This window comes from Zoogloea sp. (genome assembly GCF_028689785.1).
Lineage (GTDB): Bacteria > Pseudomonadota > Gammaproteobacteria > Burkholderiales > Rhodocyclaceae > Zoogloea.
This window is the reverse complement of record NZ_JAQVCN010000099.1, coordinates 1-10,105: the sequence shown is the minus strand read 5'-3', so window position 1 is coordinate 10,105 and position 10,105 is coordinate 1. Positions and strand designations below refer to the sequence as shown.

The following is a 10,105-nucleotide window of genomic DNA, read 5'->3' as shown; positions in this document are numbered from 1 at the left end:
GCTGCAGAATGCGCTGACGGAACGCATGCCTTCAAGGCACATTCTGGACGTGCTGGGAAACATCGAGCAATGGGTGGGGTTTACGCGACATTTTGGACCGCTGTCCGGCAACATGGCCAAGATCAATCAGCCCGCCGAACGCTATCTGCTGACCATTTTTGCCATGGGATGCAATCTCGGCCCCAGTCAGGCGGCCAGGCATCTCAGCAACAATGGTGTCACACCGCACATGCTCTCGTTCGTCAATCGGCGCCACCTGTCGATCGAAAGCCTCGAAGCTGCGCAGCGCGAGCTCAACGAGGTCTATCTTCGGTTGGATCTGCCCAAGATCTGGGGAGATGGCAAGACCGTTGCCGCCGATGGCACGCAGTACGACTTCTTCGATGAGAATCTGCTGGCCGGATATCACTTTCGGTATCGCAAGATGGGCGCGGTGGCTTACCGGCACGTCGCCAACAACTACATCGCGGTGTTCCGGCACTTCATCGCGCCTGGCGTCTGGGAGGCCATCTACGTCATTGAGGGGTTACTCAAGGCGGGACTGTCCGTCGAGTCCGATACGGTTCACTCAGATACGCAGGGACAGTCGTCGACCGTTTTTGCCTTTACCCATCTTCTGGGCATCAAGTTGATGCCCAGAATTCGGAACTGGAAGAATCTGACGCTCTACCGACCTGAAAAGGCCGCGAAGTACGAACACATCAACCGCCTGTTCTCCGGTGTGGTGAACTGGGAGTTGATCGAGCGCCATTGGAAAGACCTGATGCAGGTTGCTCTTTCCATCTACGCGGGCCGGATTTCGTCCGCCACGCTGCTCCGCAAGCTGGGCTCCAGCAGTCGCAAGAACCGGCTTTTCTTCGCTGCCCAGGAGTTGGGGAATGTCGTTCGGACCATCTTCTTGCTGGAGTGGATCGGCAACCGCGAGATGCGTCAGGAGATCACGGCCAACACGAACAAGGTCGAGTCCTATAACGGCTTTGCAAAGTGGGTGTCGTTCGGTGGAGACGTCATCGCCGTCAACGAGCCGGACGAGCAGCAGAAGCGGTTGCGCTACAACGACCTCGTGGCCTCAGCCTTGATTCTGCAGAACACCGTCGACATGATTCGGACGCTTCAGCGTATGAAGCGCGATGGATGGAAGATCTCGGACGACGATGTGTCCTTCCTGAGTCCGTACCAGGTGGCACACGTGAAACGGTTCGGTGTTTACAGCCTCAAGCTCAATCGCAAGCCGGAAGCCTGGATTGGAGACTCAGCATTCCAGGAGGCTGCTGCGTCTGTTCAACATGCCCGACAAGCGAAAGTCATGAGGCCGGAGCAATGAAGATTCCGCCACCGACTTTCTCCACCACGCCTTACGGCGATGTCGACACCGCGAAATTGGGATCTCTGATCGAAGAGTACAATACAGAGGACTTGCTGCTACAGGTTGAACGTCTGGAGTTCTTTATGCGGCGTTTCAGACCCATCAAAGGGATCCGAGACGATTTTCTGCGCCTTCATCGCATGACTCACACGGTGGTCAACGGCGCTCCACTCTGTGAGCCTCACAAGGAGGATCTGTGGGAGCTTGCTGGTGCGCTGGTGGAGGAGCTTCAGTCGGCCGCTAGGACGTGCAACGAGATTGCTGCCGTGATTCAGCCACTCGCGGATCTCGCACCCCACTTGGAGGATTGAGCGGCATGGGTCTTCAGCTACCTAAGCATGATGCTCCCGCGAGACTCCGCCCAGTTCCTGCAGAAATTCAGCCCCGCAGCGTCGAACTCGGTTTGTAGCGATGCAATGAGGCGTCTGCCGTCACAGTAGTCCGCATCGTTGGCGCTGATGAAAAGGACAGAGTATGGGCTGGAGTCCTGAAGATTGTCCCGCGCAATACGTAGAGCGAATTCGGTAATGACACAATCCGGCAAACTGGATTTCCCTCGCTTTGCAGGCGCCAACCCTTTCAATGAGCGCATTCCCGCACGTCGGACATCTTCGTCTGATGTCGGGAGCTCTTGGGCGGAGTTGATCAGGTCTCTCGCAAAGCGCACGCAGTCTGCAATCCATTGGGATGCGTCATCAGTTGGCGGGCTCTGCGTTCTGGCTGAGAGGATGTCCAGAGTCTGGCGTGCATGAGCGAGATTCGACAGCGTCCGGGAAAGGTCCTGAACAGCGTCATCCTGGACCTTTTGAAGATTCAGTTCGAATTCTTCACGAACCAACGAAGGAATGATGATACGAATCAACTGATCTTGAGCGCGCACCCAGCTGACAACATCAACGAGCGCTCTTGCGCTTTCCGGGGAGAATTCGCGTCTGACGGGCGCTCGAACGATATCCAGCAGGACGCATGTGTCGAGAATGAAGAGCCACGGCTGTCGGGCGACCTTATCCTCAGCACTCATGCGTTCCGCTCGGCAAACTTCAACAGGCCTCGTCCAAACTCATATTCGATGGCGAGATCGCTGGCGCGCTCGAAGGACCAGTCTCCTTGTTCCATCAGCCATCGTTGAAGCATGTCCGTGTCGAGCTCACATCGATCTCGATGACAGCACAGGAGGAAGGCGAACCAGCGCTCCCTGTCCAGAGGGTGGGATGAGCCCGTCCCGTGGTTAGCCAGAATGCTGAAGCGCCGTAAGGCATCCCCTGCCTCGGGGCTGACCCATGCCGTAAATGGCTTCAGGTCATCGGTGAGTTCGCATTTGAGCCCCAATGCCACAGCAGCAGGTTCTATCGCAGTCCTGGTAAGTTCAACCAGGACCGCGTTGTACTCTTTGGCAGATAACTGACTTTTTTCGAGCGGGACGATGTTGACGACCTCCGCTTTCTCTCCGTCAATCAGCATGGCCACCCCGGAAGCAGGCAGTCCGCTCGAGCCATCCCGCTCAAAGACAAGCAGTGATTTGTCACCGAACATGCGGGTATTCTCCCGCTCCTTGAGCGTGTCGCGTCGCCAGTGTGCAGGCAAGCGCTCCTGGATCACGCCTCCCAAACGCTCAAGGGCCGGATAGAGGCCTCGAACCGTAAGTTCCCGAAAAACCAGGAATGAGCCCAAATCGTTGTCCATGTGAATCAATCCCAAATGGTGTTGGTAGCAGGTTCGTGGATACGCGTTTCGAGACCACAGTGATTGTCATCCGCGATCTGGTACATCGTTTCGATCAGCCCGTAGAGTGTTTCATCCAGCGAATCCCTGGAAACCACAGGGATCGCAAGCTCATACTCGGTGCCATCGACGTTTAGACGGCGCATATTCAGAGGCTCAAAGCAACGATGCTCGATGGCCTGGCGTGCCCGGGCTACGCCACGCGATGATTCGCTCAAACGAATCAAAGTGAGTTCTACGCGGACAGTGGTCGTTGTCACCACTTCCGTAACGCCCGCTGATGCGGATTCGTTCTTGTTCGATGCCTCTTGTGAGCACAGCCCCTCTTCAAAGCGAGCCTGAAGGTTTGTCTCTCTCGCATCCAGGTAGCGCATGGCCGACTTCATGTCGCGCCAGCCGACGTAGGCCATCAAGTCCTTCACATCCCAGCCACTGGCTCGTGCCCAACCCGCAAATCCCCGACGCAAAGAGTGACTGCTGTAATCCCCCGAGTCCTCTATACCCGCGGCAGCAAAAATCTTGCGCAGCAGAGGAATCAGGCTACCAGGGTGAAGGCCCGCTGCTGCGACGCCTCCCCACCGCTCGACCTTCCGGAATACCTCACCTTCAACGAGTCCCGAGGTGGCGATCCATGCCGAGTACGCCGCTACGGGACACAGCCTCGACAAAGCCGGACACTGAAAGCGGCGTCCGGCAAATTCCCGGTCTCCCTTGCTGCGCGGGAGATAGCAGGTCAAGCCTTCGCCGGAAACGACCTCGATGTATTCAATGCGCAGACTGGAGAGCTCGTCGGCTCTGAAGCCCCGCCAGAAGCCGATGAGGACCAGTGCCCGATCGCGGGTATGTCGCAGTAGTGCCTGTTGATCGCCCGATGACTGCGCAAGGACTATCTCTGCTTCAAGCCAGCTGACCACGCGCTGCAAATGCTCAAGTTCAAGCGGTTTGGCCTGCTTCTCCTGACTGGGATGGAGCGCACGGATACCTTTGAGAACCTGGCGAACCAGCGGGGCCTTGGTCGGATCGACAAAGCCGTGATCGGCATGCCACCGCGACAGCGCGGCCAACCGATGGCGCAGTGTGCTAGACGCCAGCTTGCCACCGTAGTCGGCCAGATAGCGGGCAACCGAATCGGTGGTTGCCGGCAGGAAACCTCCCCATTCGACCTCGAAGTGTCGCAAGGCCGACTGGTAGCTCAGACGGGTGTTTTCCCGCTGGGCGGCTTCGAGGTATTGGTCGAGGCGGTTCATCAAGGACAAGGGTATGACAAATCCACTTCGGAGCAAACAGCTCCAGACCTCTGAGGCAAGATGATCTGCTTTCAGCGGAAAGCCCTTAGCATGTCCTTTCCAAGCTTGAATGATGGAAAGGACATGTCCGCGATGCTGGCTCATTGGGAACTGGAACACTATCGACAGCTTTACCGGGATCAGATCGATCGGCTTGTGGACACTTTGACGGTACGGCTCCTACCGACGTTTGAGTCCGTGCACGCGGAAGTAGAGGCCATCCAACGAGAGGCTTACCATGCGAACCATGAGCGTGCCAACGATGGCAACTGGCTTGATCCGCAAATGGCTCATGACGTCGCTTTCGAAGCGTCAATCATGCATTTCGACATCGTGCTCGATCTGCGCCAAGGACTTCAGAACATGTTCGCGGTCACTCTCTACCACTTGTTTGAACAGCAAGTCCGGACCTTTCACGTTCGCGTCCTGAATCACAAACCGCTCAAGTTTGGGTCTGATGTACTGAAGGCGTGGGACAAGACGCTCACGGATCCCGTTCTGTCCACGGAGCAGCGATCTGGCCTAGATGAACTTCGTCTCCTGGCTAATACCGTCAAACACGGCGACGGCGCATCGGCTCAAGAACTCTATACGGCCGCGCCTCACCTGTTTCTGGCTGATTATGAGCAGGATGTGCTCGATGACCCGACGGTCGTTGTCCACAAGCCGGACATTGGGACGCCGCTCTTCGGACAAGACCTATTCGTGCGCCTGGACGACATTCAACGCTACCGACAACTCCTCAACGGCGTATGGTCAGCCTATCTGGAAGCCTTAGGTGCTGGCCGCAGCTGAGTACTCAGAGGCCCTTGAAGACGTCACGATACATCTTGATCGTCCGGGGCCTACTCCTTTACGCTGCACGTCCTGGCGGACGGCAAGTCGCCCGATCTTGACGGCGGGAACAGCTGCGAACTCGACGTGCTCACCGAACCCCAACTAGAACTTCTCAGAGTCGTTGAGCTTGATCGCGTCGTTGGCAAGTGTGAAGTAGCCGACCGGACCTTCGAACTGTTGATGAAAGACCACGCCGGTTAAGCCCAGTCTGGCTTCGTGCAAGGTCGGTGCCTGTGCGGTCAGAAAGCCGTCTAGGCGCGTTTTTTTGACACACGAGAATGTGCCGAGAGTCGCCGGCTCAACCATCCGTGATGGGGAGGTAACCCTATCCCTCGTCAGTCAGCATCAGCCAGGCAGCGTGACCCGATACTTGTCCAGGAAATGCGCTTCCTTGGCACGGCGAGCGGCAGCGGCCAGCTGCTCCGCGCGCTCCTGAACTGCCGGTGTCGATCGGACAGACTCAATGGACCGAACGAGCCGTTTCTTCGCCTTGAGGGACGAAGCGTGTTTTTTCAAGAGAAGGCTGCGAGCGGGTTGCTTCATAGCACATGGGGTCTGAACACAGGAACACCTTCCGTGCGAGGGGAAGGCGTTGAGATACTAGAACACGAAAGAGAACGTACGCAATCCATACATTCTGGCAGTCATGGTGCGAATGTCTGATGGCGCGGAATGAGCGCACGGTCCCTCGTGACGATGTGTGGCAAGAAGGCGTTCTCGAGAGCGCGATGTATGGAGGCACAGGTGAGCCGATCATCCGTCATGAAGTTCATGTAGAGCTCGACTGTCAGTTCGATCAGGTGCGTATGTTCCCGGACATGAGCATCGCGATCGGGAGAGATCTTGGTGTTGAGCCAGCGCTCCTCTAACGCAAAGCATGCAATACATGCAGTCAGTGAACTGGGCAAATAGCGTAATAGCCGCCTCAGTGTCCCTAGTGGATGTTGCCCGGAGTGTCTGAAGGCCGAGATCCTCCAAGCGACGGCTCGTTGCTTGAAGCAACGAGCCATTTGGGGAAGGGAGCGCATTTGAGCAAATCATGGCTGTGAACGGCCAAACAGGTCAGTCCGCGCTCCGGGGCGTGACGATCGATGTCGGTATCCACATCTCGAAAATGTTGCTTCCTTCCCCCGCCCGTCCCTCAATGTCGCCTCCGTGAGATCGCAGGATTGAGCGAGTGATGGCAAGGCCCAGCCCGGCGCCATCCCCTGTGTGGCGACGGGATGCATCCACGCGGTAGAAGCGGTCGAAGAGACGTGACAGGTGTTCCGACGGGATGGGCTCCCCGGTGTTCTCGATAGCAAGGTGAATTGTCTCGGTGTCTGCACTGTCTCGTACGACGCTGACCGTCACGACAATGCGCCCGCCAGATGGTGTGTAGCGAAGCGCGTTGGACAGCAGGTTGCCGATGGCGCGCCGGAGCATCAGTCGGTCTCCGGTCACCTGTCCTGAGCCCTCAAGCCCTAGCGAGACGCCATTCTCCTCCGCCAGAGCACCGTAAAAGTCGAACAGGGCCGTGACCTCGTCCGCCAGATCAAAGCTCTCCTGGCCCGGCACGATGAGACCGTTTTCCGATTTGGCCAAAAACAGCATGTCCGAAATCATCCGCGACAGACGATCGAACTCCTCGCAGTTAGACTCCAGGACTTCACGGTATTCTGCGGAGCTACGGGTCTTGGAGAGGGCAACCTGGGTTTGCGTCATCAGGTTGCTGACCGGCGTCCGGAGCTCGTGGGCCAGGTCTGATGAGAAATCAGAAAGTCGCTTGAAGGACTCCTCCAGCCGGGCCAGCATGTCGTTGAGGGACTCGGCCAACTCAGCCAGTTCGACAGGGACGGCATCGACGGGCAAACGCTGGTCGAGACGTTGGGCGCTGACTTCCGTAGCTCTTCGTTTCATCTCGCGAAGTGGCGCCAAGCCTCGACGGGCAGCAAACCAACCGAGCAGCCCGGTCGCCAAGGTGCCTCCAATGACCACACTCCAGAGGGTCTTCATGAATGAATCCATGAAGCTGTTGTGGTGGGAGATGTCCGTCGCTACGGCGACGACAGCAGGCTGCCACCCCTGAACCCCGGTGGGGGCTTCAGCCACGATGCCTCGAAAAGATAACTGATCGTCGACTTGCCACACGTAAGGGCGCTCAGCCTCAGGTGATTTGACCCGATCCAGCAAAGGTTGGGGGAAGGGCGCATCGTGGGTAGCGAACAGGGTTTGACCGTCAGGTCCCTTTACGGCCACGATCAGTCCATGGTGGCCGATCAAGGAATCATCCATCTGCTGCGGAATTGCCGCCAGATCCTGTGACGAATTCACCTTGGCCAAGGCGTGGCGAATCAGCTCGAGCTTGCCGCTCAGGGCCTCCATGTCCTGCTCTTCAAAGTGGTGTTCGACGGACTCGGCCACAATCAGGCCCAGTATCAGCAAGACCACGGTCGATGCTGCCGCGAACAGCAGAGTGAGGCGGAAGGTCAGGGACTTGCGGCGGGCTCCCAGGCGGACTACTCGCACTCCTGCTCCTCCAGCACATAGCCCATGCCGCGCACGGTGCGAATCAGCTTGGGTTCGAAACCATCGTCGATCTTGGCCCGCAGGCGACGCACTGCCACTTCGATCACGTTGGTGTCGCTATCGAAGTTCATGTCCCACACCTGCGAGGCGATCAGGGAGCGCGGTAGCACTTCACCACGCCGCCGTAGCAGGAGCTCGAGGAGGGCAAATTCTTTCGCGGTGAGGTCAATCCGTTTGCCAGCGCGCTTGACGCGCCTGCGCAGGAGGTCCAATTCCAGATCTGCCGCATGAAGGGCATCGACTTCCTTGTTCTTCGCGCCCCGGCGCAAGAGCGTGCGAACGCGAGCCAGAAGCTCCGAGAAGGCGAAGGGTTTGACCAGGTAGTCGTCGGCCCCAAGCTCAAGCCCCTTGACCCGGTCATCCACACTGTCCTTGGCAGTCAGAAACAGGACAGGCATCTCCTTGCCGGCCTTGCGCAGGGCCTGCAGCACGCGCCAACCGTCGAGCCCTGGCAGCATCACGTCGAGCACGATGAGATCGTAGATATCGGTCATCCCGAAGTGCAGTCCGTCCATGCCGTCCCGCACCAGGTCTACGTTGAAGCCGGCTTCAACCAGCCCTTGCTTAAGGTAGTCCCCAGTTTTGGGCTCATCCTCGACGATCAGTATTTTCATTGTCTTCCTCGCAGCATTCTCTATTTGGCCGCGTTAGTTTGGCGCAAGCCGCTTCCAATCTTTCCAAGATTACAAAGATGTAATTCCCGGGTCAGTCTCCTGTCGGTTTTTGCACCGCACACTGCTCGCCATGGGAACTCCAGATTCCCGAGGCCCCCCTTTGACCCCATGGAGACGACCGATGCGATCACCCCTGCTCGGGCTGCTGGCACTGGCCTTGACGAAAAGCGTCCTGGCTGCTGAGCCGCTCACCCTGGAGCCTGCTTCCAGGACTTCCCCTCATGCATCCTCCCTGTCCGATTATCGTGCCTGGTCGGAAGCCCCCGTTGGCTCATGGCGAGCTGCCAACGATGGTGTTCAGCGTACAGGCGGCATGCATGCAGGCCATATGCCACCTGCCAACATCGATGAGGCTTTGCAAAAGGAAAGCGGAGCGACGCCGCCGGCCTCAGCGAGGCCCTCTGCTGATCATCACCATTAGGAGTTCGCCGTGCGCTCAACCCCATCTCCACGACACTCCCGCGCCATCAAGGGGCTGACCGCCCTGGTCCTTGGTACGCTGGTCCTGAGTGGCTGTGCCAGTTTTTCTCCGGACGGAGGCTTCGATACCGTGCGGGAAACGACCCGCACCCGTATCGGTGCCGATGCCCAATGGGCCAGAAGCGACGAGGCCCGCAAAGAGATCGATACACGTGTGGCCGAACTGCTGGCCAAGCCCTTGGCCGTTGAGGATGCCGTTCAGGTCGCCATCTACAACAACCGGGGACTCCGCGCCGCATTTTACGATCTTGGAATCAGCGAGGCCGAGATGGTCCAGGCCGGGCGCTTGCCGAATCCGCATTTTTCCATGCTGCGTACCAGCCGCGCCGAGAATGGGGTCCGCGAATTCAAGATCGAACAGGTGCTGACCTTCAACCTGTTTGCGCTGATCACCATGCCGCTTGCCGTGGAGGTCGAGAAACGCAACTTCGCCCAGACCCAGCGCATGACGGCGCTGGAGGTGGCGAGGCTGGCATCCGAGACGCGCAAGGCCTACTTTGGAGCCATCGCGGCTGAAGAGTCGGTCCGTTACCTCCGGAAAGTCAGGCAGGCCGCCGAAGCCGGCGCTGGCCTGGCCCGCAAGATGGCGGACGTCGGTAACTTCAACCGGTTGCAGCAGGCCCGAGAGCAAGGCTTTTATGCGTCCGCAGCCCTCGAACTGGCTCGGGCCGAGCAAGCCAACATCGCGGCGCGGGAGCGGCTGACCAAACTGCTGGGCCTGCCATCACCCCAGGTGATTCGACTCCCCGAGCGCCTGCCCGATCTGCCCAAGTTGCCCGACGAGTTGCCGGCAGTCGAGCAAACGGCACTGGATCAGCGCCTCGATCTCCAGGCGGTTCGTCTCGAAACCGAGGCACTGGCCAAGAACCTTGGCCTCACCCAGGCCACGCGCTTCATCAACGTGCTGGAGTTCGGACCGGCGCGTGTCCTGGAGGGCACGCGGGATAGCGGCTACAAACGTGGCTACGAAGTGAGTTTCGAACTCCCGATCTTCGACTTTGGCGGCAGCAAGGTTGCCAAGGCGGAAGCCATCTATGGCCAGGCTGTTGAACGTGCGGCCGAAGCCGCCATCAACGCCCGTTCGGAAGTCCGCGAAGCCTACTCGGCGTATCGCAACAGCTTCGACATTGCAAAGCACTACCGGGACGAAATCGTGCCGCTCAACAAGCGGA

The 10,105-nt window shown here is 58.5% G+C and carries 9 protein-coding genes; 4 read left to right on the top strand and 5 right to left on the bottom strand.

From position 1 onward, the window contains the following. Positions 1–1,324 (top strand): transposase (locus tag PHI64_RS22705; protein WP_299888428.1); only part of this gene is annotated, 1,324 nt, incomplete at its 5' end. Continuing rightward, positions 1,321–1,677 (top strand): Tn3 family transposase post-transcriptional regulator TnpC, encoded by a 357-nt coding sequence (gene tnpC / locus PHI64_RS22700; RefSeq protein ID WP_299888425.1) that lies wholly within the window; start codon positions 1,321–1,323, stop codon positions 1,675–1,677. The genes PHI64_RS22705 and tnpC, both read left to right, overlap by 4 nt. A 17-nt stretch (positions 1,678–1,694) precedes the next feature. Here tnpC and PHI64_RS22695 read toward each other — a convergent pair whose 3' ends face one another. The 3 genes from PHI64_RS22695 to PHI64_RS22685 are packed head-to-tail and all read right to left on the bottom strand — an operon-like array spanning position 1,695 to position 4,479. After that, positions 1,695–2,387: a PIN domain-containing protein gene (locus PHI64_RS22695; protein ID WP_299888423.1), complete on the bottom strand. Its 693-nt coding sequence runs from the start codon at positions 2,385–2,387 to the stop codon at positions 1,695–1,697. Next, complete coding sequence (locus PHI64_RS22690) at positions 2,384–3,049, bottom strand: hypothetical protein (protein WP_299888420.1); 666 nt, start codon at positions 3,047–3,049, stop codon at positions 2,384–2,386. Before PHI64_RS22690 ends, PHI64_RS22695 begins: the two co-directional genes overlap by 4 nt. A gap of 5 nt (positions 3,050–3,054) precedes the next feature. Then, entirely contained in the window at positions 3,055–4,479 is a 1,425-nt protein-coding gene (locus PHI64_RS22685) for a site-specific integrase (RefSeq protein ID WP_299888417.1), read from the bottom strand. Here PHI64_RS22685 and PHI64_RS22680 point away from each other — a divergent pair. Then, positions 4,459–5,169, top strand: coding sequence for a hypothetical protein (locus PHI64_RS22680; protein ID WP_299888414.1), 711 nt, complete (start codon positions 4,459–4,461; stop codon positions 5,167–5,169). The two genes, PHI64_RS22685 and PHI64_RS22680, sit on opposite strands and share 21 nt — an antisense overlap. Positions 5,170–6,273: 1,104 nt before the next feature. Here PHI64_RS22680 and PHI64_RS22675 read toward each other — a convergent pair. Then, the gene (locus PHI64_RS22675) at positions 6,274–7,719 is read right to left on the bottom strand and encodes a heavy metal sensor histidine kinase (RefSeq protein ID WP_299888411.1); all 1,446 of its coding nucleotides are present in this window, start codon (positions 7,717–7,719) and stop codon (positions 6,274–6,276) included. Continuing rightward, positions 7,710–8,393: a heavy metal response regulator transcription factor gene (locus tag PHI64_RS22670; RefSeq protein ID WP_299888408.1), complete on the bottom strand. Its 684-nt coding sequence runs from the start codon at positions 8,391–8,393 to the stop codon at positions 7,710–7,712. Before PHI64_RS22670 ends, PHI64_RS22675 begins: the two co-directional genes overlap by 10 nt. A 490-nt stretch (positions 8,394–8,883) precedes the next feature. Between PHI64_RS22670 and PHI64_RS22665 the strand changes: the two genes are divergently transcribed. After that, positions 8,884–10,105, top strand: a 1,222-nt coding sequence (locus PHI64_RS22665) for a TolC family protein (RefSeq protein ID WP_299888405.1), incomplete at its 3' end; no start/stop codon positions are given.